Origin of the sequence: Fulvimarina manganoxydans, assembly GCF_900176465.1 — a bacterium.
In the GTDB taxonomy this organism is placed as follows: domain Bacteria; phylum Pseudomonadota; class Alphaproteobacteria; order Rhizobiales; family Rhizobiaceae; genus Fulvimarina; species Fulvimarina manganoxydans.
This window is the reverse complement of sequence record NZ_FWXR01000003.1, coordinates 1-22,923: the sequence shown is the minus strand read 5'-3', so window position 1 is coordinate 22,923 and position 22,923 is coordinate 1. Positions and strand designations below refer to the sequence as shown.

25 protein-coding genes are annotated in these 22,923 nt (G+C 63.6%); 13 read left to right on the top strand and 12 right to left on the bottom strand.

Annotated features, from left to right (window positions below):
* Window positions 1–10: 10 nt before the first annotated feature.
* The gene (locus tag B9A15_RS04565; protein ID WP_084408864.1) at window positions 11–460 is read left to right on the top strand and encodes a cupin domain-containing protein; all 450 of its coding nucleotides are present in this window, start codon (window positions 11–13) and stop codon (window positions 458–460) included.
* A gap of 175 nt (window positions 461–635) precedes the next feature.
* Here the strand turns inward: B9A15_RS04565 and B9A15_RS04560 are convergent, their stop codons facing one another.
* From B9A15_RS04560 to aptA, 6 genes are read right to left on the bottom strand one after another with little or no spacing between them, the layout of a single operon-like run.
* Complete coding sequence (locus B9A15_RS04560) at window positions 636–1,100, bottom strand: NUDIX hydrolase (RefSeq protein ID WP_244556796.1); 465 nt, start codon at window positions 1,098–1,100, stop codon at window positions 636–638.
* Window positions 1,097–2,548: a dihydropyrimidinase gene (gene hydA, locus B9A15_RS04555; protein WP_084408863.1), complete on the bottom strand. Its 1,452-nt coding sequence runs from the start codon at window positions 2,546–2,548 to the stop codon at window positions 1,097–1,099. Before hydA ends, B9A15_RS04560 begins: the two co-directional genes overlap by 4 nt.
* The gene (locus tag B9A15_RS04550) at window positions 2,545–2,910 is read right to left on the bottom strand and encodes a type II toxin-antitoxin system PemK/MazF family toxin (RefSeq protein WP_084408862.1); all 366 of its coding nucleotides are present in this window, start codon (window positions 2,908–2,910) and stop codon (window positions 2,545–2,547) included. The genes hydA and B9A15_RS04550 overlap by 4 nt, the downstream gene beginning before the upstream one ends.
* Window positions 2,907–3,128: an antitoxin MazE-like protein gene (locus B9A15_RS04545; protein ID WP_084408861.1), complete on the bottom strand. Its 222-nt coding sequence runs from the start codon at window positions 3,126–3,128 to the stop codon at window positions 2,907–2,909. The genes B9A15_RS04550 and B9A15_RS04545 overlap by 4 nt, the downstream gene beginning before the upstream one ends.
* A 33-nt stretch (window positions 3,129–3,161) precedes the next feature.
* Entirely contained in the window at window positions 3,162–4,409 is a 1,248-nt protein-coding gene (locus B9A15_RS04540; protein ID WP_084408860.1) for a Zn-dependent hydrolase, read from the bottom strand.
* Between the two features lie 56 nt (window positions 4,410–4,465).
* Window positions 4,466–5,794, bottom strand: coding sequence for an omega-aminotransferase AptA (gene aptA, locus B9A15_RS04535; protein WP_084408859.1), 1,329 nt, complete (start codon window positions 5,792–5,794; stop codon window positions 4,466–4,468).
* A 166-nt stretch (window positions 5,795–5,960) separates the two neighbouring features.
* Between aptA and B9A15_RS04530 the strand changes: the two genes are divergently transcribed.
* Window positions 5,961–6,608 carry a TetR family transcriptional regulator C-terminal domain-containing protein gene (locus tag B9A15_RS04530; RefSeq protein ID WP_244556795.1) on the top strand — a complete coding sequence of 216 codons (648 nt, stop codon included), beginning with the start codon at window positions 5,961–5,963 and terminating at the stop codon, window positions 6,606–6,608.
* A gap of 47 nt (window positions 6,609–6,655) precedes the next feature.
* Here B9A15_RS04530 and preA read toward each other — a convergent pair whose 3' ends face one another.
* A complete protein-coding gene (gene preA / locus B9A15_RS04525) occupies window positions 6,656–7,987 on the bottom strand; it encodes an NAD-dependent dihydropyrimidine dehydrogenase subunit PreA (protein WP_084408857.1) in 1,332 nt (443 codons plus the stop codon).
* A 79-nt stretch (window positions 7,988–8,066) separates the two neighbouring features.
* Here preA and B9A15_RS04520 point away from each other — a divergent pair, with 79 nt between their 5' ends.
* Both B9A15_RS04520 and B9A15_RS04515 read left to right on the top strand, forming a co-directional pair.
* Entirely contained in the window at window positions 8,067–8,291 is a 225-nt protein-coding gene (locus B9A15_RS04520) for a type II toxin-antitoxin system HicB family antitoxin (protein ID WP_084408856.1), read from the top strand.
* A gap of 3 nt (window positions 8,292–8,294) precedes the next feature.
* Window positions 8,295–8,525: a type II toxin-antitoxin system HicA family toxin gene (locus B9A15_RS04515; protein WP_084408855.1), complete on the top strand. Its 231-nt coding sequence runs from the start codon at window positions 8,295–8,297 to the stop codon at window positions 8,523–8,525.
* Window positions 8,526–8,583: 58 nt separating this feature from the next.
* Here B9A15_RS04515 and B9A15_RS04510 read toward each other — a convergent pair whose 3' ends face one another.
* Complete coding sequence (locus tag B9A15_RS04510; protein ID WP_084409117.1) at window positions 8,584–9,951, bottom strand: NAD(P)-dependent oxidoreductase; 1,368 nt, start codon at window positions 9,949–9,951, stop codon at window positions 8,584–8,586.
* 821 nt (window positions 9,952–10,772) lie between these two features.
* On the opposite strand from B9A15_RS04510, the gene B9A15_RS22445 reads away from it, so the two are divergent.
* The 5 genes from B9A15_RS22445 to B9A15_RS04485 all read left to right on the top strand — a co-directional run bounded on the left by B9A15_RS22445 (window position 10,773) and on the right by B9A15_RS04485 (window position 16,082).
* Complete coding sequence (locus B9A15_RS22445; protein WP_007065759.1) at window positions 10,773–10,916, top strand: hypothetical protein; 144 nt, start codon at window positions 10,773–10,775, stop codon at window positions 10,914–10,916.
* A 301-nt stretch (window positions 10,917–11,217) separates the two neighbouring features.
* On the top strand, window positions 11,218–11,910 hold the full coding sequence (locus B9A15_RS04505; RefSeq protein WP_244556794.1) for a hypothetical protein: 693 nt from the start codon (window positions 11,218–11,220) through the stop codon (window positions 11,908–11,910).
* A 396-nt stretch (window positions 11,911–12,306) separates the two neighbouring features.
* Window positions 12,307–12,552, top strand: a complete 246-nt coding sequence (locus B9A15_RS04495) for a zinc-finger domain-containing protein (protein WP_084408853.1) — start codon at window positions 12,307–12,309, stop codon at window positions 12,550–12,552.
* Window positions 12,553–12,582: 30 nt separating this feature from the next.
* The gene (locus B9A15_RS04490; protein ID WP_084408852.1) at window positions 12,583–13,752 is read left to right on the top strand and encodes an FAD-dependent monooxygenase; all 1,170 of its coding nucleotides are present in this window, start codon (window positions 12,583–12,585) and stop codon (window positions 13,750–13,752) included.
* A gap of 179 nt (window positions 13,753–13,931) precedes the next feature.
* Complete coding sequence (locus B9A15_RS04485; RefSeq protein WP_244556793.1) at window positions 13,932–16,082, top strand: OmpA family protein; 2,151 nt, start codon at window positions 13,932–13,934, stop codon at window positions 16,080–16,082.
* A gap of 76 nt (window positions 16,083–16,158) precedes the next feature.
* On the opposite strand, the gene metF is transcribed toward B9A15_RS04485, so the two are convergent.
* Window positions 16,159–17,067, bottom strand: a complete 909-nt coding sequence (metF, locus tag B9A15_RS04480; RefSeq protein WP_084408851.1) for a methylenetetrahydrofolate reductase [NAD(P)H] — start codon at window positions 17,065–17,067, stop codon at window positions 16,159–16,161.
* A gap of 28 nt (window positions 17,068–17,095) precedes the next feature.
* Window positions 17,096–18,115, bottom strand: a complete 1,020-nt coding sequence (locus tag B9A15_RS04475) for an ArsR/SmtB family transcription factor (RefSeq protein WP_084408850.1) — start codon at window positions 18,113–18,115, stop codon at window positions 17,096–17,098.
* Between the two features lie 104 nt (window positions 18,116–18,219).
* Between B9A15_RS04475 and tsaA the strand changes: the two genes are divergently transcribed.
* Both tsaA and B9A15_RS04465 read left to right on the top strand, forming a co-directional pair.
* Complete coding sequence (tsaA, locus tag B9A15_RS04470; protein WP_084408849.1) at window positions 18,220–18,726, top strand: tRNA (N6-threonylcarbamoyladenosine(37)-N6)-methyltransferase TrmO; 507 nt, start codon at window positions 18,220–18,222, stop codon at window positions 18,724–18,726.
* A 33-nt stretch (window positions 18,727–18,759) separates the two neighbouring features.
* A complete protein-coding gene (locus tag B9A15_RS04465) occupies window positions 18,760–19,155 on the top strand; it encodes a DUF2293 domain-containing protein (RefSeq protein WP_084408848.1) in 396 nt (131 codons plus the stop codon).
* On the opposite strand, the gene B9A15_RS04460 is transcribed toward B9A15_RS04465, so the two are convergent.
* Both B9A15_RS04460 and B9A15_RS04455 read right to left on the bottom strand, forming a co-directional pair.
* Window positions 19,152–19,922, bottom strand: a complete 771-nt coding sequence (locus B9A15_RS04460) for an endonuclease/exonuclease/phosphatase family protein (RefSeq protein ID WP_084408847.1) — start codon at window positions 19,920–19,922, stop codon at window positions 19,152–19,154. The two genes, B9A15_RS04465 and B9A15_RS04460, sit on opposite strands and share 4 nt — an antisense overlap.
* A 37-nt stretch (window positions 19,923–19,959) precedes the next feature.
* A complete protein-coding gene (locus B9A15_RS04455; RefSeq protein ID WP_084408846.1) occupies window positions 19,960–20,598 on the bottom strand; it encodes a sugar transferase in 639 nt (212 codons plus the stop codon).
* A 175-nt stretch (window positions 20,599–20,773) separates the two neighbouring features.
* Here B9A15_RS04455 and B9A15_RS04450 point away from each other — a divergent pair, with 175 nt between their 5' ends.
* A complete protein-coding gene (locus B9A15_RS04450) occupies window positions 20,774–21,724 on the top strand; it encodes an NAD-dependent epimerase/dehydratase family protein (RefSeq protein WP_170923172.1) in 951 nt (316 codons plus the stop codon).
* 381 nt (window positions 21,725–22,105) lie between these two features.
* On the top strand, window positions 22,106–22,923 hold an 818-nt coding region (gene hemA, locus B9A15_RS04440), incomplete at its 3' end, for a 5-aminolevulinate synthase (protein ID WP_084408843.1).

The following is a 22,923-nucleotide window of genomic DNA, read 5'->3' as shown; positions in this document are numbered from 1 at the left end:
AGATCGTCCGATGTCGCAGCCCAGCCGCCCTGCCCCTAATTCCCCCAATCCGGAGTGCCGTCTGATCCGGCCCCAATCCACCTATGACGGCAAACAAGGATTCAGCTATTTCGAGGGGATCGCCAAGGAGACCGTCGGCTCCACCGGCATCTGCATGCATCTTCTGACCATCCCGCCGGGGGGACGCGCCAAGGCCCATCTTCACGAAAGTCACGAGACGGCGATCTATGTGATAAGCGGCATCTCGGGCACCTGGTATGGTTCGCGGCTGGAGAATCACGCGACCGTCGCGGCCGGCGACCTCTTCTACATCCCGGCCGGCGTGCCGCATCTGCCCTACAATCCCGGCCCCGAACCCTGCATCGCCGTGATCGCGCGGACCGACCCGAACGAACAGGAAAGCGTCGTCCTGCGTCCCGACCTTGAAGCGCTCATTCCGGCCAAGCCGCCGGAGGCCTGAAGGCTTCCGTCGATCTGTCTGAAACTGGCAGGAAAGACGCTGGACCATGCATCCCGTTCAGGCTGGCGGGCATCCCCGCGAAAGACGCGAACGCCGCGTGCCCGGCAAACGCCCATGAACTGAGTGTGCGAAATCTTTGACCAAATAGTCAAGAGTTTGGAACGGTTCGAAACGCTCAGTTTGTCGAAGCTTCTGGCTTGTCGCGGTGCGGCATGCCGGGAAGGCTCGAGACATCGAAGCCACGAGCAAGGGTGTATATCGAATTCGCCGTTAGCGGCGCGAGACGGAGATTGGCCGGTTGTCCAGGATCGATCCAGACGAGTTCCTCAATCTCCGCCGCTGCCTTGACCGTGGTTATGCAGAAAGCGGCAAACACGTGAGCAACGACTTGGCTGCCGGGCTCATTGGCAGCCTCGGCTGAGTACACGCCGCAATCGATCAGATCCTCGGGACTCAGTTGCAGACCGATTTCCTCATGGAGTTCACGGCAGGCCGCGTGCCGGAAGGATTCGCCTGGCTCGGCCTTGCCGCCCGGCTGCATAAAGCACCGTGTGCCCCTCTTGCGGACGAGAAGCATCCTTCCATCCGCATCGAAAAGCATCACGGCCGCAACCTTGATGTCGGCGCAAGCCGTGGTCACACCCCGCTCGCCGGAATGCCCGTCCGCTCCACCTTGCGGGGCGCGGTCAGTTCCTTCCAGGTCGAGAGCGCCGTGTTGACCGGCGCGTTGGCCGGGCGTTCAACAAAGCGTCCGTCTCCCTTTTCGGCCCGGATGTCGCCATCCTTGTAGACGAGTTTGCCACGCGAGAAGGTCATGGCCGTGACGCCGGTGACCTTGATCCCCTCGAAGACATTGTAGTCGATTGCCGATTTCTGGGTCTTGGCCGAAATCGTCTTCGTCGCCGCCGGGTCGAACACGATCAGATCGGCATCGGCGCCGGGAAGAATCGCGCCCTTCTTCGGGTAGATGTTGAGGATCTTGGCGATGTTGGTCGAGGTGACCGCCACGAACTCGTTCATCGTCAGCCGGCCGGTCTTCACGCCATAGGTCCAGAGAACGGATAGCCTGTCTTCCAACCCGCCGGTGCCGTTCGGGATCTTGGTGAAGTCGCCGACGCCCATCCGCTTTTGATCAGTCGTGAAGGCGCAGTGGTCCGTCGCCACGACCTGGAGCGAACCGGCCGCAAGGCCTGCCCAGAGCGAATCCTGGTGGAGCTTGTTGCGAAAGGGCGGGCTCATCACGCGCCGCGCCGCATGGTCCCAATCGGGATGGGCGTATTCGGTCTCGTCGAGCACGAGATGCTGAATCAGCGGCTCGCCATAGACTCGCATGCCCTTCTGCCGGGCCCGGCGGATCGCTTCATGGGCCTGTTCGCAGGAGGTGTGGACCACATAGAGCGGCACGCCCGCCTGATCGGCGATCATGATTGCGCGGTTCACCGCCTCGCCCTCGACCTCGGGCGGGCGGGAATAGGCATGAGCTTCGGGACCGTTATTGCCCTCGGCCAAAAGCTTTTGCTGAAGGACGGCGACGACGTCGCCGTTTTCGGCATGGACCAGCGGCATCGCGCCGATCTCGGCGCAGCGCGTGAAGGACGCGAACATCTCGTCGTCATTCACCATAAGCGCGCCCTTATAGGCCATGAAGTGCTTGAAGGTGTTGACGCCGGCCTCGACCACTTTGGGCATCTCGTCGAAGAACGCCTTTCCCCACCAGGTCACACCCATATGGAAGGAAAAGTCGGTGCGGGCGGGCCCGGCCTTCTGGAACCATTCCTGCAGCGCCTCCATCGGCCGTTGATCGGGCGCCGGCAGGCAGAAATCGACGCACATGGTCGTGCCCCCAGAGATCGCAGCGGCCGTGCCACTATCGAAATCGTCCGAGGAGAAGGTGCCCATGAAGGGCATTTCCATATGGGTGTGCGGATCGATGCCGCCCGGCATGACGATCGCGCCCGATGCATCGACCACTTCGTCGCCCGACAGGTCCGGCCCGATCTCGGCGATCTTGCCATCGGCGATCAGAATGTCGGCCTTGTAGGTGAGATCGGCGGTGACGATGGTGCCGCCTTTGATGACTGTGGTCATGAAGCCTCTCCATTCGGCGGGGCTGCGAAAAAAGCCGGCCCCAATTCAAGTACGATGATGAGCGCGAGGTCCAATCGTTGCAGATCATCCTGGCTCAAACAGCCGATGATCGATCCGATTTCCTTGGGAGATGCACTGGTCATCCGGTTCACCATTGGCTGCGATGGGACGAGGAGACCGTTGGACTGCGATGGTTCTATTGTCGGCCGGGTGATCATGTCCGACAGCAGACGGCTTGTGAGGGGGCAGACAAGGATCGGACCCTCCGGAATGATCAGGCTCGTGGCCTGGATGATGACGCCTGGGCGGGGCTTCTTCGATTGGCCGCCCATGGACACCGTAAAGACGTCGCCCCGTCTCACGCCGCGTCATCGTCCCACACATCGCCGCGAACCAGGGCAATCCAGTCGTCGACGTCCGGATCGTCGCGATCGGACTGAGATATGGCTCTCGCTTCCTTTTCGATCTTGGCCTTGAAGAGCGGATTGTTCCAATCCGGCAGCCAGATCTCATGCGGTTGCCAACCCTGCGCCAGAAGGTCCTGCCGCTGTTCCTCCGTCATTTCCTTCGGGCGTCCCATTGCCGCCTCCTGATCCTCTTCGACGGGGCGATCCTACTCCACCACGCCGGCTGTCTCCACCACGGCCTGGAGCAAGACATTCGCGCCGTTCGCCGCCCATTCCTTCGTGATCTCCTCGGCCTCGTTGTGGCTGAGGCCGTCGACGCAAGGGCACATGACCATGGCGGTCGGCGCGACGCGGTTGATCCAGCAGGCGTCGTGGCCGGCGCCGGAGACGATATCGGTGTGTGAGAGGCCGAGCCGCTCGGCGGCGTTGCGCACGGCCTTCACGCAGGTCTCGTCGAAGGTCACTGGATCGAAATGGCCGACCTCGTCGACCGAGACGTCGATATCGAGCGCCTCGGCGATCGTATCGATGCCGTCCTCGATCCGCTCGCGCATCGTATCGAGCGTCTCCTTGGAGGGAGAGCGGATATCGATGGTGAAGACGCATTTGCCGGGAATGATGTTGCGCGAGTTCGGATAGACTTCCACATGGCCGATCGCCCCGACGGCGTTCGGCTGATAGTCCATCGCCACTTCATGGACGAGCTCGGTCACCCGTGCCATGCCGAGTCCGGCGTTTCGGCGCTTGGGCATGGGAGTGGAGCCGGTGTGGCTCTCCTTGCCGGTCAGCGTGACCTCGAGCCAGTAGAGCCCTTGGCCATGGGTGACGACGCCGATGTCGAGGCCTTCGTCTTCGAGGATCGGTCCCTGTTCGATGTGAAGCTCGAAAAAGGCCTTCATCTTGCGCGCGCCGACGGGCTCCTCGCCCTCCCAGCCGATCCGCTTCAACTCCTCGCCGAAACGCTTTCCCTTGGCATCGAGGCGGGCCTTCGCCCAATCCTCCTCATGCACCCCGGCAAAGACGCCGGAGGCGAGCATGGCCGGGGCAAAACGCGTTCCCTCCTCATTCGTCCAGTTGGTGACGACGATCGGGTGCTTGGTCTTGATGTTCAGGTCATTGAGGGTCCGGACGAGTTCCAGGGCGCCGAGAACGCCGAGGACACCGTCATATTTGCCCCCCGTCGGTTGGGTGTCGAGATGGGAGCCCACATAGACCGGCAGCGCGTCCGGGTCGGCGCCTTCCCGGCGAAAGAACATATTGCCCATGGTGTCGACGCCCATGGTCATGCCCGCCGCCTCTGCCCAGGATTGGAAGAGCTTGCGCCCCTCCCCGTCCTCGTCAGTCAGCGTCTGGCGGTTGTTGCCGCCCGCGACACCCGGCCCGATCTTCGCCATCTCCATCAGCGCGTCCCACAGCCGGTCGCCGTCGATCTGGAGGTTGGAGTTGAGGGCCATGGCGTCGTCTCTTTCCTGGGAATTCTGAGGATCGTTGAAAGATAAGGAGCGAAGCGTCAGTCGAGGTTGTCCAGGATCGGCTTCAACGTGTCGACGATCTCGCCGATCTGGTCTTCTGAGATGATCAGCGGCGGGGAGAGCGCGATGATATCGCCGGTCGTGCGGATCAACAGCCCCTTTTCGAAGGCTTCGACGAAGGCGGTGAAGGCGCGCTTGGTCGGCATGTCCTTCATCGGCTCCAGTTCGATCGCACCGATGAGGCCGATCGTGCGGATGTCGATGACGTGGCGCGTGCCCTTCAGCGAATGGATCGCATCGGCCCAGACCGGCTCCAGCGCCTTCGCCCGCTCGAACAGACCATCTTCCTTATAGGTTTCGAGGGTCGCGAGACCGGCGGCCGCCGCGATCGGATTGCCCGAATAGGTGTAGCCATGGGCAAATTCGATCAGATGCTCGGCCCCGCCCATGAAGGCGTCGTAGATGTCGTCCTTCACGAAGACCGCGCCCATCGGGACGACGCCATTGGTCAGGCCCTTGGCGGTCACCATGATGTCGGGCACGACGCCGAAATAGTCGGAGGCAAAAGCCTCGCCCATTCGGCCATAGCCAGTGATCACCTCGTCGAAGATCAACAAGATGCCGTGCTGGTCGCAGATCTCGCGCAAGCGCTTGAGATAGCCCTTCGGCGGCGGCAGCACACCGGTCGATCCGGCCACCGGCTCGACGATGACGGCGGCGATCGTCGAGGGGTCGTGCAGGGTCGCGATGCGCAAAAGGTCCTCGGCGAGGTCCGCGCCATGCTCGGTCTCGCCCTTCGAATAGCCGTTGCGAGCCGGATCGTGGGTGTGGCGCATATGGTCGACGCCGGTGAGCAGAGTTCCGAACATCTTGCGATTGCCGACAATGCCGCCAACCGAAATGCCGCCGAAATTGACCCCGTGATAGCCGCGCTCGCGCCCGATCAGCCGGAACCGCGCGCCATCGCCCTTGGCCCGTTGATAGGCCAGCGCGATCTTCAAAGCCGTCTCGACCGATTCGGAGCCGGAATTGGTGAAGAAGACGTGATCGAGACCGGTCGGCGCGATCATCGCGAGCTGCGAAGCGAGCTCGAAGGCCTTCGGATGGCCCATCTGGAAGGCCGGCGCATAATCGAGCTCGCCTGCCTGAGCCCGAATCGCTTCCGTGATCTTCGGCCGACAATGGCCAGCATTCACGCACCAGAGCCCCGCCGTCCCATCGAGCACCTGACGACCGTCCGAGGTCGTATAATGCATGTCCTTGGCCCCGATGAACATGCGCGGCGCCTTCTTGAACTGGCGGTTAGCCGAAAACGGCATCCAGAAGGCTTCGAGATTATTCGTGGAGAGTGCGACGCGTTCGTTCATGGGACTGTCCGAAAAAGGCCCGTCGAGAGCGAACCGAGAGGGCCGGAAAATCTTGACTATTTGGTCAAATCGGAGGCTAGAAGGTCAACTGGGCGGGGTCAAGGCACATGCCGCTCGAGAAGGCATTCGGCAGACCTGCCAAGTGGATCGGCAGAAGAGGACCGTCTTGGACGTCTATCTCGATACGGGCGAAGAGCCCGACAAGCCGCGCACGCGGATTCAGGAGATCAATCGCAGCGCCATTTTGGTGGCGGCGCTCGACGTCTTCTCGATCCATGGATTTCGCGGCTCAACGGTCGATCAGATCGCTCAGCGAGCGGGCATGTCGAAGCCTAACCTCCTCTACTACTTCCGCCGCAAGCAGGACATCTATCGGGCGGTGCTGGAATCGATCCTCGCGGACTGGCTGGCGCCCCTGGAGGCGCTCGATGCGGAGGGCGATCCGATCGAGGAGTTGCGGCGCTACATCTCGCTGAAGATGCGGATGTCGGCAGACAATACCGCCGCCTCGCGCCTCTTCGCCAATGAGGTCCTGGCCGGCGCTCCGGTGATCGGCGAGTTCTTGGCGACCCATCTCAAAGAACTCGTGCTGCGCAAGGCGGCGGTGATCGGCCATTGGGTTCAATCGGGACGGCTTGCGCCAATCGACCCGGTGCATCTGATCTTCACCATTTGGGCAACCACCCAGCACTACGCCGATTTCGACGCGCAGATCCGCGCCGTCCTCGGCCAACAGATCGACCGACCGGGCTACCGCGAACAGGCGGCCCAGGCGGTTCTTTCGATCATCCTCAACGGCATTCGCCCGCGCTGATCCTAGAGAAACGAAAGGACCAGCGCGGATCGAAACGGCGCTGACTTTTACTCCGCGGCCACCCGCTCCGGCGCGTGCTGGATCTTCTCCACCGCCATCGGATTGTTCGGGTGAGCCGTCCAGTTCCCATAGTCCTCGGGGATCGGCTTGCCCGTGCGCGGATCGACGCCGGCGATCCGCTCCATGGTGATGCAGTCCTCGACCGGGCAGACATTGACGCAGAGATTGCAGCCGACGCATTCGGCATCGATCACTTCGAACTTGCGCACGCCGTCGACCTGATTGGTGATGGCCTGATGGGAGGTGTCCTCGCAGGCGATGTGGCAACGGCCGCAGGAGATGCATTTGTCCTGATCGATCCGCGCCTTGGTCACGTAATTGAGGTTCAGATACTGCCAGTCGGTGACGTTGGGCGCGGCGCGGCCGCGGAAATCCTCGATCGAGGCGTACCCCTTCTCGTCCATCCAGTCGGAGAGACCCGAGGCCATTTCCTGGACCACCTTGAAGCCATAGGTCATCGCCGCGGTGCAGACCTGGACCGTCCCGCAGCCGAGCGCGATGAACTCCGCCGCGTCGCGCCATGTGGTGATGCCGCCGATGCCGGACATCGGCATGCCGGCGGTTTCGCCATCGCGGGCGATTTCGGCGACCATATTGAGGGCGATGGGTTTGACCGCCGGGCCGCAATAGCCGCCATGGGAGCCCTTGCCGTCGATGGTGGGGGTGGGGGCGAAATTGTCGAGATCGATCGAGACGATCGAGGAGATGGTGTTGATCAGCGAGACCGCGTCGGCACCGCCCTTCCTGGCCGCACGCGCCGGATAGCGGATATCGGTGATGTTGGGCGTCAGCTTGACGATGACCGGCAGCCTGGAATGCTGCTTGCACCAGCGCGCGACCATCTCGATATATTCAGGCACCTGGCCGACGGCCGAACCCATGCCGCGCTCGCTCATACCATGAGGGCAGCCGAAATTGAGCTCCACCCCGTCCGCGCCGGTCTCCTCGACGAGGGCAAGGATTTTCTTCCAGGGCGCTTCCTCGCAGGGCACCATCAGGGAGACGATCATCGCTCGGTCCGGCCAGTTGCGCTTGACCCGCGCGATCTCTTCGAGGTTCGTGTCGAGCGCCCGGTCGGTGATCAGCTCGATATTGTTGAGGCCGAGGAGCCGCCGGTCCGGCCCGTGAATCGCGCCATAGCGCGGGCCGTTGACATTGACGACGGGCGGGTCCTCGCCGAGCGTCTTCCACACGACGCCGCCCCAGCCGGCCTCGAAAGCGCGCTGGACGTTGTATTCCTTATCCGTCGGCGGCGCGGAAGCCAGCCAGAATGGGTTGGGGGAGGAAATGCCGAGGAAATTCGTCGAGAGATCAGCCAAGGGTCTCACTCCTCTTCTGGCGGGCCGCTTGAAGGATTGCTATTTTGGAAATTGATCGCAGGCGATTTCGGGAGCCGTCATGACCGTCACCTACACGATCCATCTTCGCCCCGAGCCGGAGGGCGGCTTTACCGTGCTGGTCCCGGCTCTGCCGGAGGTCGTCAGTTATGGCGAAACTCGAGAGGAGGCTGTGGAACATGGCCGAGAAGCGATCCAGGCCGTCCTCGAATATTACGACGCCGAAGGAATAGCCCGCCCCGAGGATGTCGTGCCTTTGGTGGAGCGGGTGACCGTGGCGGCCTGATCCTTGACTCGCCTTCCCGCAATCAGCGGAAAGCAAGTGTTGCGCGCATTGAAGAAGGCCGGCTTTAGTTTGCATCACGTCACGGGAAGCCATCATGTGATGGAACGCCAGTCGCCTGATCGGCGCGCGGTCGTCGTTCCAGTCCACGGCAACCGCGATCTTCCGATCGGGACGCTTCGCGCCATTATCAAGCAATCCGGAATGTCGGACGAAGACTTCATTGCCCTGCTCTGATCCTCGCGAGACGTCCAAATTTTAGATGCAGACCGGGCGACGACAGGCTTTCGACCCATCACTCCGCCGCCACCTTCGCCTGCGCCATCAGCGCTGCATGAATGTCCTCGGCCGCGATCTTGCCGTCCTCGACGGCGACGACGGTGAGGTCTTCGCCGTCCGCAATGCAGTCGCCGCCGGCCCAGACACCCGGAAGCGAGGTGCGCCGGGCAGCGTCGACTTGGATCCGCCCCCGGTCGAGAGCAATGTCGCCGCCCTCCGCTTGCGTGCCGTCGGGCAGGAAGTTTTGGCCGATCGCTTTGAAGACCTGATCGGCTTCGATCGTGACCGTCTCGCCCGTCCCGGCGAGCCTGCCGTCTGAGCCAACCTTCGTGCGCTCGAACACGATGCCGACCACGTGGCCGTTCTCTGCCAGAATCCGGGCAGGCTGCAGATTGCAGCGGATATGGACGCCGCGCGTGGCAGCCACCTCCTGCTCATAGGCGGAGGCGTTCATGGCCTCGCGGCCGCGGCGATAGGCAAGCGTCACCTCTTCCGCTCCCAGTGCCTTGGCTTGAACAGCAGCGTCGATCGCGGTCATGCCGCCGCCGATGACGACCACCCGGCGACCGACAGGGAGCGCCGATAGCTCGGCGGTCTGGCGCAGGTCGGCGATCCAGGCGACGGCATCGTGGGAGCCAGATGCATCCTCGCCGTCGAACAGCGCGTTGACGCCGCCAAGACCGAGACCCAGAAAAACGGCATCGAAATCGTTGCGCAGATCGGACAGATGAATGTCTCGGCCGAGCGCCTTACCGGTCTCGACCGTGATTCCGCCGATCTTCAGGAGGAACTCCACCTCGGCCTGGGCGAAATCGTCGGTCGCCTTGTAAGCGGCGATCCCATATTCGTTGAGGCCGCCGGGCTTTTCCCGGGCATCGAAAATGGTGACGTCGTGGCCCTTCATGGCCAGCCGATGCGTGCAGGAGAGGCCAGCCGGCCCGGCACCGACGACCGCGATCGTCCTGCCGGTCGCTGGCGAGCGCCGGAAAGGATGCTCGCCCGTCTCCATTAAGGCATCGGTCGCATAGCGCTGCAGCATGCCGATCTTGACCGGCTTGCCCTCCGCGACTTCGCGTACGCAGACTTCTTCGCAAAGGGTCTCGGTCGGGCAGACCCGGGCGCACATACCGCCCAGTATATTTGACGAGAGGATCGTCTTGGCGGCACCGATCGGATTGCCCGTCTGGATTTCGCGGATGAAGAGCGGGATGTCGATCGAGGTCGGACAGGCCTGCATGCAGGGCGCATCGTAGCAGAAATAGCACCGATCGGCCTCGACCAGCGCTTCATGGGCTTCCAGGGCTGGATGAAGATCGGCGAAATTCGCCTCCAGCTCCTCCGGGGCCAAACGGCCGCCTCGAACGTCGGGATGGGATGCAGGCATGTCGGACATAGGCACTCCCCTTGAAAGCCTTCCCAAACATTGGGCCACCGGCCCACAGGGACCGTGCCGCCATCGCAGTTTAGAATGATCCGACTTTTCCAAAAGGTCAAATTTTTTATCGAACGGTCAAATTTTTGGGTGCGCTGGCAATGGGAGTGAGAATTGAAGACCTGAACGGGGCCCCTGGCGAGCGCCGTGCCGGGGCATCCTGTGAGCGGCTCATCGTCCGGCGATCATCAATCCCGCCGGCGATCAGTGCTGCGGAGACCACGACGGCGATCGGCGCTTCGCCGCACCTCAGAAGGAGGGCGCGCGACAGACAGAGCCGAGGGAGGGTGGAGCCGCGCCGCCCCTGCGATGATGTCCTGAGGGAAAGGAGCCGCAGCCATCCACGCGAGGATCGCTCGAACGACCGCACCCGCGAAGCAGCACTGAGCAGTTGCGAAATGCCGCTGTGTGATTCCGTGTCAAAATCGTGGCAATGCAGCAGCATGACGCTCGGTCAGGCGGCTTCATGCTCGCGGATGGTTTCCCGAATTTATGAGACGTGATGCGTTCCAGCAGCGCCGTCAGCCACTCACCCCTTGCACTTCTAACGCCCTGGAAATAAACGCATTCCTGTCCACGCTGAGAATGGACCGCGATCCCCGTAACCGGCTGTTAAGCTAAAGGGGTCAAGGTAAATGCGATGGCGGGCGAGTGTTGCGATTTCGCACTTGCTCCTATCGCCAAAGCGCAACAGTTTGCAGGAGGTTTCGGTCGCTGCGACCGAGATCCTTAACTGCGGCATCAACCGTCAGGCACTGATAGGTATCAGAACTATGAAGAAGATCATCATCGCTTCGGTCGCGGCCCTCGCTGTCGCTTCCTTCGCTGGCTGCATGGGCAAGGGCAAGGGCAAGGGCAAGGAGCCCGTTGCTGCTCCGGCTCCGGTCTACGAAGAGACCTACGTCACCAAGGGCTAATCCCCTTGAAAACTTGGGGGGGCCAGTCGTTTCGACCTGCCCCCCCAATAATGCCGGTCTTTGAAAGAGGACCGTTCGGGCGGCCATGACGGCCGGTCGAAGTGTCGGACCCGGACATGTGATCCCGTCTGACGAGGACGTGATTCCAACTGCGATTGCCACTGGCCCGCCGGAATCATATGCCCATACTGTTTTCGGAACCGGGAGCGCCCTTGAGGCCTTTAGGACCCGCTCCGTAGTATCGCCGAACAGGACAGACGAGCCGAACCGGCTCCTCCTCAACTCGGCACCCGTCAAGGACATGAACGCCATGGTCGTTTCAGTGACCAGGATCAGTGCCATCGCGCTGGTCGCACTCGCTCTCGCCGGTTGCAGCTCGACAGGCGGTCAAAGGTCAGACTTGACCGTCGGCGCGCCCCAGGTGAGCGCGAACGGTCCGAGCCAAGTCCGCTTCACGCCCTATTCCGGCCGAAGCGCCGTTGGCCTTCTGCCGAAGCCCTATTTCGTCTCGTTCCGGGCGCGCAATGCCGAGAGCTACGGCCACTCCTTCATCGCCTATGGCGAGCTGGATTCCACCGGCCGCGTTCCTTATGACCGCAGCGGCGTTCTCGTCCCCTCGATGGTCAAGATCGCCGGCTTCCACCCCGCCGGCGGCGAGGCGGCCTATTCGCTCGGCCATCTCGTGCCGGTTCCGGCCCTGACGGGCGCCTCGGACGGCGATACCGAAATCGCCTATCTGCAGAATGAGATGACGATCGCGCTGACGCCCGACGAGTATCAGCGCGTCGTGGCCTTCATGAACAAGAAGCAGGGCTCGCTGACCGTTTGGAACGCAGTCGTCTATAATTGTTCGTCCTTCACCAACGACGTGGCCGAATTCATGGGCATGCGCGGCGTGAATCACCTTCTGTTCCCGCGCAACTATATCGAGGCTCTGAAGAAGGCCAATCCGCGCGTCCAAACGCTGCCGGACGGCGTCGATATCGTCGGCTAAAGCATGACGCGGAAAAGCCGCATGACTTTTCCGATTGCATCATGCGGCAAATGAAAAGCTGAGAGCGAAACGGCGATCCTGATTGATCGCATTTCGTTCTGAGGTGCGGTGCGCGGCGAGCGGACGAAACATCGAAAGACAACTCAATCGTGTCGCGGCGTCGCTCACTCGGGCGGCGCCGCTTTGCATTTTCACCTGCTGGACCACGGAATTTGTCGCGAGACAGAGTTTGTCGCGGCGCACTGGTCTTTCGGCGTGGCCGTGACTATGGTCCCGCGCACCAGTGCAGCTTCATGTTTCATGATGGGCCACAGGGTTCGACAAGAATCAATCGGCGAGGCACGCGGCCGGGATCGGCCCGGTCTTGCTTCAAGAGTTGGAAGAAGGCGTCACGCAATGGCCGGACACGCGATTCCCCATTTCCAGAACGATGGTGGCTACGAATCGATCGAAATCGGCGTCACGGAATTCATGTGCTGCGGGGCCAATCCCCCCCACAGCCATCCGCATGTCTATCTGGACATGGGTGACGAGAGCGAGAAAATCTGCCCCTATTGCTCGACCCTCTTCCGTTATGTCGCCGATCTCAAACCGACCGAAACACGGCCAGCCGGCTGCCTCTATGGTGACAAGGCCGCGTAAGCGGGCGGTCCAGCCGCTAAAGCATCATCCATGCAGTTCGATCGGCCCATACTGATCGTGGGGGCCGGCATCGCCGGCCTGACGACGGCGCTCTCCTTGGCAAAAAGGGGGATCGCGTCTCGCATTGTCGAACGAGCCAACGCTCTCGAAGAGGTCGGCGCGGGGCTGCAGCTATCGCCCAATGCGCTGCGCGTGATGCGCGATCTCGGTCTTCTCGCATCGCTCGAGACGGCGGGCGTGAAGGCGCGGAACGTCCTTCTGAAGGATGCGCGCTCGAGCCGCATACTGGCGCGGGTTCCGGTCGAAGCCTCGGACGGGACTCCCTATCTGTCGATCCACCGGGCCGATCTGCAACGCGTGCTTTACGAAGCCGCCCAGCGCGAAGCGGCGATCCAACTCGATCTTGGATGCGAACTCACCAATCTTCAGCCGATCGATACGGGACTGCTCCTCGCCATGCGGACGACGCATAGCGAGACGAAGTCGATCGAAACCGATCTCCTCGTTGCGGCCGATGGCGTGCGCAGCCAAGTGGCGGCGAATGCGTCGCTAGCGCCCGCCAAGCCAAGCGGTATGATTGCCTGGCGCGGCCGGATCGAGATGGGCAATGCGTCGAGCGAGATCGCGACGGCTACCTCCTCGATCACCGCCTTTCTCGATCGGGATCGCCACGCGGTCGCCTACCCCATTGCGGCAGGGCGGCAAATCAATCTCGTTCTGATCGAAGGCGACGGAGCACAGCCCGGTGAAACGAGCGCGCTTGCATCCCGCTTTTCGCCTTCGGGGAATGATCTTAGCCGTCTGATCCATGCTTCCGGCTCTTTCACGCCCTGGCCATTGTCGGTCACGCCCGAAGATCGTCCCTGGCGCCTCTTTGACGATCGGGCATTGCTGGTCGGTGACGCGGCCCATGGCATGCTGCCCTTCGCGGCTCAGGGCGCGGCAATGGCGATCGAGGATGCGGCTGTCCTCGCCCATGCGCTCGCGGTGCAGCCGGATCGAGCGAGCGCAATCGCGGCCTATGAGACGACGAGGCGCTCCCGCGTCGATCGGGTTCGCCGGCGGGCCGGCTTCCATCGCTTCGTCTATCATCTGCCGCGCCCCTTCTCCTTCGGGCGCGATCTCGTCATGGCGCTGTCGCCGGCCGATCGGCTGCGCGTGAGCCTTGCCTGGCTCTATGACTGGACACCGCCGGCCTGAACCGCCTCGCAAAAGCGTGCAATACGCCGGTGCTTTACCATAGCAGTCGCGCTCTTACTTCCTCCCTTCGATCCGCCTGAGGTTTGACGCTCCGTGGCTGATAGGCGCGCGCAGCGCCAGCCAGAAGGGGATCGAGAAGGCAAGGGACGAAGAGTTAAAGCGAAAGCGAATTGTTCGACATGTTCGTCATGAAAAAAGCCGGCCGCTTCGCCGGCCTTGCGGCGCTGGCCGCTTCGACAGCCCTGACGGGCCCCGGCGGCGCCCTCGCCCAGCCGTCTGTGGTGGCCGGTTTCCAGGTCGCCCAGGCCAATCCAGACGAGTTGCCGCCACCGGAAGCCCAAGCGCCGGCGGAAGAGGCCCCACCCCCAGAAGCCCCAGCCGAAGCCGAGCCGCCTGTCGAGCAGGCGCCACCGCCGGTCGAAATGGATGCCGCGCCCGAACCGGAGCCCGCCCCAGCGCCAGACCCCGAGCCAGCCGCTGAGGTTGCACCGGAGCCTGCGCCTGCGGAAGAAGCTGCGCCGCCCGCAGATGAGCCGGCTTCGGCGCCTGAGCCTGCCGAAGAGCCAGCGCCGGCTCCCGAGGCAGCAGCGCCCGCAGAGGAGCCGGTCCCCGCTGCAGAAGCACCCGCCGAGCCGGAGCCCGCGCCGGCCGAAGACGCGGCTCCGCAAGCCGAAGAGCCCGTGCCAGCGGCCGAGGAACCGGCTGCCCCGCCCGCCGAAGCCCCGGCAGACGAAACCGCACCCATCGACGAAGGGCCGGCTGGCGCGGCGCCGGATCAGTCACCCGAGGAAGAGCTGAGCGAACCCGCGGCAGCGGACCCCGCCGCCGAGACTGCCCCTTCTGCGGAAGACGAACCGGCTCCTGCCGCGGACGGCGCGGCTGAGCCCACGCCAAGCGAGCCGGCACCGGCCGTCGAAGAGGCGCCGCCTGCCCCCTCTGAGCCCGGCCCAGCTGAAGAGGCACCCGTCCAGGCACCGGACCCAACCGCACCCGCTGGCGAACCGGCAGCGCCCGAAGCCGCTCAGGACGCCGAACAGGCACCAGGAGAGCCGGCGCCCGAGGCCCTGCCGCAAGACGGAAGCGAGACCGCCGCGCCGACCGCACCGCCGGCCGACCCCAGCGTTCCCGCCGAGGCGGCGCCTGCGCAAGAGCAAGCGGCCGAGCCTGCCGAAACGCCGGAGCCGGTCGCGGCGGATATCCAGACCGAGCCCGTTCCTGAAGATGGCCTTGCCGCAAGCGACGCCCGTGTTCAGACGCTCGCCGAACCCATCACCGAAATCCCTTCGGCGACATCCGAACAAGGCCAGCGGATCGAAAACCAGACCATCGACAATTCGACGACCAACCAGACCACGAACAACACCACGGTGAACAATACGACGGTCAACAACACGACCGTCGTCCGGGGCCCCGAGCCCGAATTGCCGCCGGGCGCGGAAGTGGTGGAGCGAGTCGGCGACCGGGACATTCTGTCGATCGTCGGCGCAGGGCTCGTTGGTGCCGTGGCAGGAGGTGCGGCGGCCTATTTCATCCGAGGCGACGATACGAGCCGCCTCTCGACCAATGCCGAGGATCAGTATTACGAGCGGCTTGGCGGTGGCCGGGTGCGCGAGACGATCGTGCGGCCCAATGGCGTTCAGGTGGTGACCATCACCAATCGCTATGGCGAGACGATCCAGCGCTCGCGGATCATGCCCGACGGCCGCGAGATGGTGCTGTTCTATGACCCTTATGCCGATGAGGGCGCCGAGCCGCGCTATTACTACGATCCCGGCGCGGATCTGCCGCCGATCGATCTGACGATTCCCGAGGACGACTATATCGTCGACATCGCGGAGCCGGACGAGGCGCTCTATTACCGGACGATCGTGGCGCCGCCGGTCGAAACGGTCGAGCGCATCTATTCAGTCGACGAGGTTCGCCGATCCAAGCGCATCCGCGACAAGGTTCGCCGGATCGATCTCAGTACGATCAACTTTGCCTTCGGTTCGGACGCGATCGATCAGGCCGAGGTCGGCAATCTCCAGGCGCTGGCCGAAGCGATCTCGACGGTCATCGATCGCAATCCGTCCGAGACCTTCCTCGTCGAAGGCCATACGGACGCGGTCGGCTCCGATCTCGCCAATCTGGCCCTCTCCGATCGCCGCGCCGAGGCGGTAGCGAGCGCACTGACAGACTATTTCGACATTCCGCCGGAGAACCTGATTACCCAGGGCTATGGCGAGGAGTTTCTGAAGGTGAACACCGACGAGCCAAGTGCTGAAAACCGCCGCGTCACGGTGCGGCGCATCACACCCCTTGTGAAGCCGGTCCAGACGTCGAACCGCTGATCGCAGCTCATCACTGGAAGCAAAAGAGCCGGACGGTTGCCCGCCCGGCTCTTTCTCGTTTCGAGTAGCGTTTTTCTCAGGCCGCTTCGCTACGGGCGACGGCCTCATCCTTCGCCTTCGGGCGCAGACCCAAAATGTGGCAGATCGAATAGACGAGATCGGCGCGGTTCATCGTGTAGAAGTGAAAGTCGGAAAAGCCGCGCTTGTTGAGATCGAGAACCTGATCGGAGCAAACGGCGGCGGCCACATGGCTGTGGGTCACCGGATCGCTCTCCAGCCCCTCGAAGCGATCGGCGAGCCAGGCCGGGATCGACGTGCCGCAGGCCCCGGCGAAACGGGCGATCTTGGTGAAATCATGGATCGGCGCGATGCCCGGCACAATGGGGATATAGATCCCGGCCCGGCGGACCCGCTCCACATAGCGCTCGAAGATGTCGTTATCGAAGAAGAACTGGGTGATCGCCCGGGTCGCGCCATTGTCGACCTTGCGCTTCAGGAAGTCGATATCGGTCGAGAAATCCGGGCTCTCCGGGTGCTTCTCAGGATAGGCGGCGACGGAGATTTCGAAATCGTCTATCGCCTTCAGGCCTTTGGTCAGCTCCGCGGCGTTGCGATAGCCGTCCTCGCGCCCCTCCCAGGCCTTACCGACGCCGGCCTGACTGTCGCCGCGCAGGGCGACGAAATGCTTGACGCCCGTGGCGCGATATTCCCGGATGACCTCGTCGATATCCTCGCGCGATGCGTCGACGCAGGTGAGATGGGCCGCCGGGATCAGATCCGTCTCGGTCAGAAGGCGCTTAATCGTCTGATGGGTGCGCTCGCGGGTCGAGCCGCCGGCGCCATAGGTCACCGAGACGAAACTTGGCGAAAGCGGCGCGAGCCGCTGGATCGAGGCCCAGAGCGTCTCTTCCATCTTTTCAGTCTTGGGCGGGAAGAACTCGAACGACACCCGGATCGGGGCGGCAGGGTTGGTCGGCTGGTTCATAGGTCTTGATCCTTCGATCGAATGTCGGTCAGGCATATTGATGGAGAGTGTCGGTGGCCGTCTCGCCGGGCGCTAAAAGCATCCGGCGATCCTGGCCGATACAGATGGTGAGCGTCAGGCCGCCGGTCTCGGCGGCGGCGGAGCTCAAATGCTCGATCGCGCGCATCTCCAGATGACAGGCGTCGAGAAAGCCGGTCAGGCTCTCGTCGGAAAAGCCGAGACGCAAATGGGCGTGATCGGCGCGCAGGAATTCGAGCTCATGAGGCGCGAAATCGACGATGACGAGCCGGCCGCCCGGTGCCAGCACCGAGGCCGCTTCGCGCACGGCCCGCGCTGGGTCGTCGAGATAATGAAGCACCTGATGCATGACGACGAGATCGAAACTGCCGGCTTCGACGGGCAGATTATAAGCATCGCCCTGGCGCACCTGGGCGTTGACGATGCCAGCATCGTCCAGCTTGGCGCGGGCGATCGCCAGCATCTCGCGGGAGGCGTCGATGCCCACCGCCCGATCGCAGCGCGGCGCCAGAACCTCAAGCATCCGCCCCGTACCCGTGCCGACATCAAGCAGCGTACCGATCCGGCGCTTGCCGAGGATCCGGTCAAGCGTCTCTTCGACCTTGCGATCCGAGACATGGAGCGCGCGAATCCGGTCCCAGCTTTCGGCATTTCGGGCGAAGTAATCCGCGGCCCGGCGCGCCCGTTCCGTGCGCACCTGTTCCAGCCGATCGCGATCGCGGGCAACGATCGGATCGCCCTCGTCGAGGCGGATATCGAGATCGCGGGCAAGCGAGCCGGCGGCCGTTTTGTCGGATAGGCGATAGTAAGCGAAGGCCCCTTCCTGATAACGCTCCAGAACGCCGCATTCGGCCATCAGCTTGAGATGGCGGGAGATGCGCGGCTGGGATTGGCCGAGAATCGTCGTCAGCTCGCTCACCGTCAGGTCCGAGCGGGCGAGAACCATGGCAAGGCGCAGCCGGGTGGGCTCGGCCAGGGCCTTGAGAACGTCGACATAATGGTCGAAGGGCAATGATGCGGTGGGGCGCATGGCCAACCTCGATATTGATATAAAGATATGTTTATGTGAATTCCGCGGCGCTGGCAAGCCGCTTTTGTGCCGACAGTGCCGGCCTGTGGTGGAAAGGGCGAGGAATGGCCGACGAGGCAGGTGATCAGACCGACCGAGCGCCGAGGCCTGGCGAAGCGCGCTTCTCGGCGAACCTTAATGGCCCGCCCGATGCCGGCCTAACCTTCATCGGTGAGATCCGCTCCCCCTGGCACGAACGTGCCGAATGCCCCAAGAATATGCGCATGGCGCGCGAGCGGGGCGGCGGGGCGAGCGTCACCGTATTCAAGCCCTTCAACGAGGCCCTTCACGGACTGAAACCCGGCGATTGGGTGTTTCTCCTGAGCTTTCTCGACCGAGCCGATCGCGATCTTGCGCTTCAGGTGCCGCGTCACGCGGACGGCCCGCGCGGCACCTTCACCCTGCGCTCGCCCGTTCGCCCGAACCCGATCGGTCTGCATCTCGTCCAACTGGTCGCGATCGACATGGAGGCGGGGCAGCTGACGCTCGATGCCATAGACGTCTTGGACGCGACACCGCTCCTCGATATCAAACCCTATTTCGCCAGCGTCGACGCGCCGCCTGGCGCGTGACGACCGATCCGGTTTGGAGACAGAGCAAGCACCATGGCGACGGAACGGCAAAGGCGTTTGCGACGGGCTCTGACAGCGCTGATCCCCCGCGCGCCCTTCATCGACGCGGAGGCGATCCGCGAGGCCGCCCGCTCGCGCCACATGCGCTCGCTCTCGCCGGAAAGCGCCATCTGGCTCTCGACCGTCGCCCATATCCGTCACCAGCACACCGATTACGACGAGCTGATGGATGACGGCTATGACAAGGATGCGGCGCGGTTCTTCGTCCTCGACGACACGAATGCCGTTCTCGACGAGTGGGGCGCGACGCGCCGGCTCGACCCGGAAGCGCTCGACGAGGCCCCACCTTCGGACGCTCGCGACGGATTGGCGGATGACGACCGGGACGACGGCGACTGGCCGGGAGACCGGTGGCGTGAAGACGATTAGCCGACCGGCCTCTCGTCCCCATTGAGCATGAGATCAACGATGATCGGTCGATGATCCGAGGCGCGTCCCGCTTCCGCATCCGTCCAGCCGCCCACCAGCTCGACATCCGACGACGCGTAAAGCCGGTCGAGCGCGACGCGCGGGCGCTTGGACGGCCAGCTTTTGGGCGCAAAGGTTCTCGGCAATGCGGCGACGAGGGTTCGATGAACCCAACCGGTCGAGGACCACTCGTTGAGATCGCCGAGAGCGAGCGTCGGCCTTTGCCGATCGAGCCCGATCCGCTCGACGATCGCCCGCGCCTGGCGCAGCCGGGTCGGCGGAAACAGCGCGAAATGGGATGAAAAAACTCGTAAAGCCCCCAAAGGCGTCTCGATAACCGCATCGATCAGGAGCCGATCCTCGATCATTGGACCGGGCAACCGCACCACATCCGCCCCCCGGATCGGAAAACGCGACCAAAGGAGATGGCCGTGATCCTGGTCCTTGCGCCGGATCGTTCGGGCTTCGACGAGATGACGCGCCCCGGGATGGTCGGTCGGAGACAGAAGGTGCGGCAGGCGATCGGCAAAGAATTCGAAGGCGCGCTTTTCCCGGCCGAGATAGCTGCGCCCGTCGACCTCCTGTAGGGCGAGGATATCTGGGCGTAGACGCGCGATCTCGGTGATCACCAGCTCGGGATCGGGTTTGCGCGCCTCGCCGATCGACCCATGGCAATTCCAGGACATGATCCTGAGAACGCGCTCATCTCGCCCGCCGCCTTCGGTCACGGCTGCCCCCCTGACGACCGTTGCAAGGGCAAGAGACTCACGGCATTCGCTCCGCTCGTCCGGCCGGCTCTCGCGTGTTCGAAGGGTCGGGCAGGGCCGAATCGGTTTTCGGCGGGCCCGCTTCCAGTTTCACCCGGTCCCCCTGCCCGCCTCCGGCCAGTGTTTGAAAAATGAGACGCAAATCGGCGAAGAAGCTGCGCTCCCTTGCGTAAGCGCCATCGATCCGCGCCAGCCGTTCCGGCTCGGACATGTCGATGCCGCGCACTTGGGCCGGCCCGGTTATCCCCGGCCGAACCGCGAAAGCGCCCTCCGCCATGCGTGCCGCGATCAGCTGCGTCTGGACTGGAAGACAGGGGCGCGGCCCGACAAGGCTCATCTCGCCGCGCAGCACGTTCCAGAGTTGGGGCAGTTCGTCGAGCTTGTATCGACGCAGCCGGGCGCCGAGCGGCGTGACGAAAGAGGCCGAGGTCTCATGGGAGGCGGCATTCGGCGTCTCGCGGGCCATGGTCCGCATCTTGTAGCAGATGAAGGTCCGGCCATGGCGGCCGACACGCTCCTGTCGAAAGATGCCCGGCCCGTCGCTTTCCCGCCGGATCAAAATGGCGAGGAGGCCAATCAGCCAGCCAAGGGCGATCAGGCCGAACAGGCTCGCGGCTATGTCGAAAAAGCGCTTCATCGCCTTTGCCCTAACACGGCGTACGTCGCTGCGCAGCAAAGAGATTGACGGCAGTGGGATAACAGCTTGCGTGGGGCCGCGGCGTCGGCGGGTCTGGACATTGCGTCGCGCCTTGCCACACTGAGCGCCTCGACAGACATTTGAACGAACCGGCGCGAGGCGCATGCGAATTCTCATGACAGGAGCGAGCGGCTTCGTGGGCCGGCATCTCGTACCGCGCCTTGTCTCAAGCGGGCATGACGTCACCAAGCTCAAGCGCGGCACCGACGCCGGCCAGGGTGCAGAAGCCTCGCCAGAGGTGATCACCGGACCGTCGGATTTTGCGGCGCTGCGGCCCGATCACATCGCCGATCATCCGCCCTTCGACGCCGTCATTCATCTCGCGGCGCTCAACCCGGATCGCGGCAGGGGCGAAGCGAGCAATGACCACGCCTTGATCCGGGCCAATCGCGACGGCAGCCTCGCGCTGTTTCGCGCCGTCGAAGCCCATGGGGCGCGGCATTTCCTTTTCTTAAGCACCGCCAATGTCCATGCACCTTCAGATCGGCCAATCGACGAGGCGAGCCCGATCGCTCCGCTCGATGCTTATGCACGCTCCAAGGCGATGGCCGAGACGGCTCTGCTGGAGGCGGCAAAGACGAGCCGAATCCGGCTGACGATCCTGCGCCCAGCCCCCGTCTATGGGGAGGGCGGTCGTGGCATGATATCCCTCCTCAAGCGCCTTGCGGCGAGCGCCTGGCCGCTTCCGCTCCCGGCGACTCTGGGGGAGCGAAGCTTCGTCTCGGTGGAGGCCCTGTCGTCCGCGATCATTGCTTGCCTCGATCGTGACGGCATGGGAGCGGAGACCTATCTCGTCGCTGATGCCGAGCCGGTCACACCGGCTGCATTGATCGCCCGACTGCGAACGACCCGTGGTCGAGCGCCAGGCCTGATCCCGCTACCCAACGCGATCCTGAGAACCGCAGCAGGGATCGCCGGCAAGGGACCGGCCTTTCAGCGCCTGATCGAGGGCTTCCACATCGACGCGCGAAAGCTTAGGCACGCGACCGGCTGGTCGCCCGAACCGAACACATTGGCGGCCCTTCTTCGCCAGAGCGCAGACACTGGGAGGACGAGACAAAGGTGACGAGCGGACAGGAGACCCGCAAGGAGCGGCTGGAGCGGGAACTGCGCGCCAATTTGCGGCGGCGGAAGGATCAGGCTCGAGCGCGACGCACCCGCATTTCGGCGATGGACGAAGCGGACGAAGGTTCCCCGCCTCTTGCGTCTTCGGACCAGAGCGAAGGCCCAGGGGACGGCGCGCACGAAACCAAACCTTAGATATAATCGCCGACACTCCCCCCAAGGCTTCGCACCAAAGCCTCGGTTTGATCCAGGTCATGGAACTCATCCTGCCCTGCGACCAAAAGCCGAGAGCAAAATGACGCAAGCCCCATGGGGTCGGAACCGAACGGCATGGACATTGCCGGGGTCAATTCCTAGAACGGTTCTGACAAAGGAGTCCTCGATGTTCGATTACGAAAGCCACTTCCGCTCTGCGATCGAAGCGCTGCATGCGGAAAAGCGCTATCGGGTGTTTGCGGATCTGGAGCGGATCGCCGGCCGGTTTCCCCATGCCATCTGGCGCCACGAAGGCAAGGCGCGTGAGATCATCGTCTGGTGCTCCAACGACTATCTGGGCATGGGTCAGCATGAGAGCGTCGTCTCGGCCATGCGCAACACGGTCTCTTCCATGGGATCGGGCGCCGGCGGCACGCGCAACATCTCCGGCACCAATCATCCGCTGGTCGAACTCGAGCGCGAGCTCGCCGATCTGCATGGCAAGGAAGCCGCCCTCGTCTTCACTTCCGGCTTCGTCTCCAACGAGGCCTCGATCTCGACGATCGCAAAGCTTCTGCCCGGCTGCCTGATCCTGTCCGACGAACTTAACCACGCCTCGATGATCGAAGGCGTGAGAAAATCCGGCGCCAAGAAGCAGATATTCCGCCACAACGATCTTGCCCATCTCGAAGAGCTTCTGAAGGCCGCGCCCGAGGGCCAGCCCAAGCTCGTCGTCTTCGAGAGCGTCTATTCGATGGATGGCGACATCGCCCCGATCGATGCGATCTGCGATCTGGCCGAGCGCTACGGCGCGATGACCTATATCGACGAGGTCCATGCGGTGGGCATGTACGGCCCGCGCGGCGGCGGCATCTCCGAGCGCGAGGGCGTCGCCCATCGCATCGACGTCATCGAGGGCACGCTCGCCAAGGCCTTCGGCACGCTGGGCGGCTACATCACCGGTTCGAAGATGCTGATCGACGCCGTGCGCTCCTATGCGCCGGG

What these genes read in the sequence shown, in the direction of transcription:
- B9A15_RS04565 (WP_084408864.1), top strand. Translation starts at nt 11, where the DNA reads ATGTCGCAGCCCAGCCGCCCTGCCCCTAATTCCCCCAATCCGGAGTGC.
- hydA (WP_084408863.1), bottom strand. Translation starts at nt 2,548, where the DNA reads ATGACCACAGTCATCAAAGGCGGCACCATCGTCACCGCCGATCTCACC.
- B9A15_RS04545 (WP_084408861.1), bottom strand. Translation starts at nt 3,128, where the DNA reads ATGGGACGCCCGAAGGAAATGACGGAGGAACAGCGGCAGGACCTTCTG.
- B9A15_RS04540 (WP_084408860.1), bottom strand. Translation starts at nt 4,409, where the DNA reads ATGGCCCTCAACTCCAACCTCCAGATCGACGGCGACCGGCTGTGGGAC.
- aptA (WP_084408859.1), bottom strand. Translation starts at nt 5,794, where the DNA reads ATGAACGAACGCGTCGCACTCTCCACGAATAATCTCGAAGCCTTCTGG.
- B9A15_RS04520 (WP_084408856.1), top strand. Translation starts at nt 8,067, where the DNA reads ATGACCGTCACCTACACGATCCATCTTCGCCCCGAGCCGGAGGGCGGC.
- B9A15_RS04510 (WP_084409117.1), bottom strand. Translation starts at nt 9,951, where the DNA reads ATGCCTGCATCCCATCCCGACGTTCGAGGCGGCCGTTTGGCCCCGGAG.
- B9A15_RS22445 (WP_007065759.1), top strand. Translation starts at nt 10,773, where the DNA reads ATGAAGAAGATCATCATCGCTTCGGTCGCGGCCCTCGCTGTCGCTTCC.
- B9A15_RS04505 (WP_244556794.1), top strand. Translation starts at nt 11,218, where the DNA reads ATGAACGCCATGGTCGTTTCAGTGACCAGGATCAGTGCCATCGCGCTG.
- B9A15_RS04495 (WP_084408853.1), top strand. Translation starts at nt 12,307, where the DNA reads ATGGCCGGACACGCGATTCCCCATTTCCAGAACGATGGTGGCTACGAA.
- B9A15_RS04490 (WP_084408852.1), top strand. Translation starts at nt 12,583, where the DNA reads ATGCAGTTCGATCGGCCCATACTGATCGTGGGGGCCGGCATCGCCGGC.
- B9A15_RS04485 (WP_244556793.1), top strand. Translation starts at nt 13,932, where the DNA reads ATGTTCGTCATGAAAAAAGCCGGCCGCTTCGCCGGCCTTGCGGCGCTG.
- metF (WP_084408851.1), bottom strand. Translation starts at nt 17,067, where the DNA reads ATGAACCAGCCGACCAACCCTGCCGCCCCGATCCGGGTGTCGTTCGAG.
- B9A15_RS04475 (WP_084408850.1), bottom strand. Translation starts at nt 18,115, where the DNA reads ATGCGCCCCACCGCATCATTGCCCTTCGACCATTATGTCGACGTTCTC.
- tsaA (WP_084408849.1), top strand. Translation starts at nt 18,220, where the DNA reads ATGGCCGACGAGGCAGGTGATCAGACCGACCGAGCGCCGAGGCCTGGC.
- B9A15_RS04465 (WP_084408848.1), top strand. Translation starts at nt 18,760, where the DNA reads ATGGCGACGGAACGGCAAAGGCGTTTGCGACGGGCTCTGACAGCGCTG.
- B9A15_RS04455 (WP_084408846.1), bottom strand. Translation starts at nt 20,598, where the DNA reads ATGAAGCGCTTTTTCGACATAGCCGCGAGCCTGTTCGGCCTGATCGCC.
- B9A15_RS04450 (WP_170923172.1), top strand. Translation starts at nt 20,774, where the DNA reads ATGACAGGAGCGAGCGGCTTCGTGGGCCGGCATCTCGTACCGCGCCTT.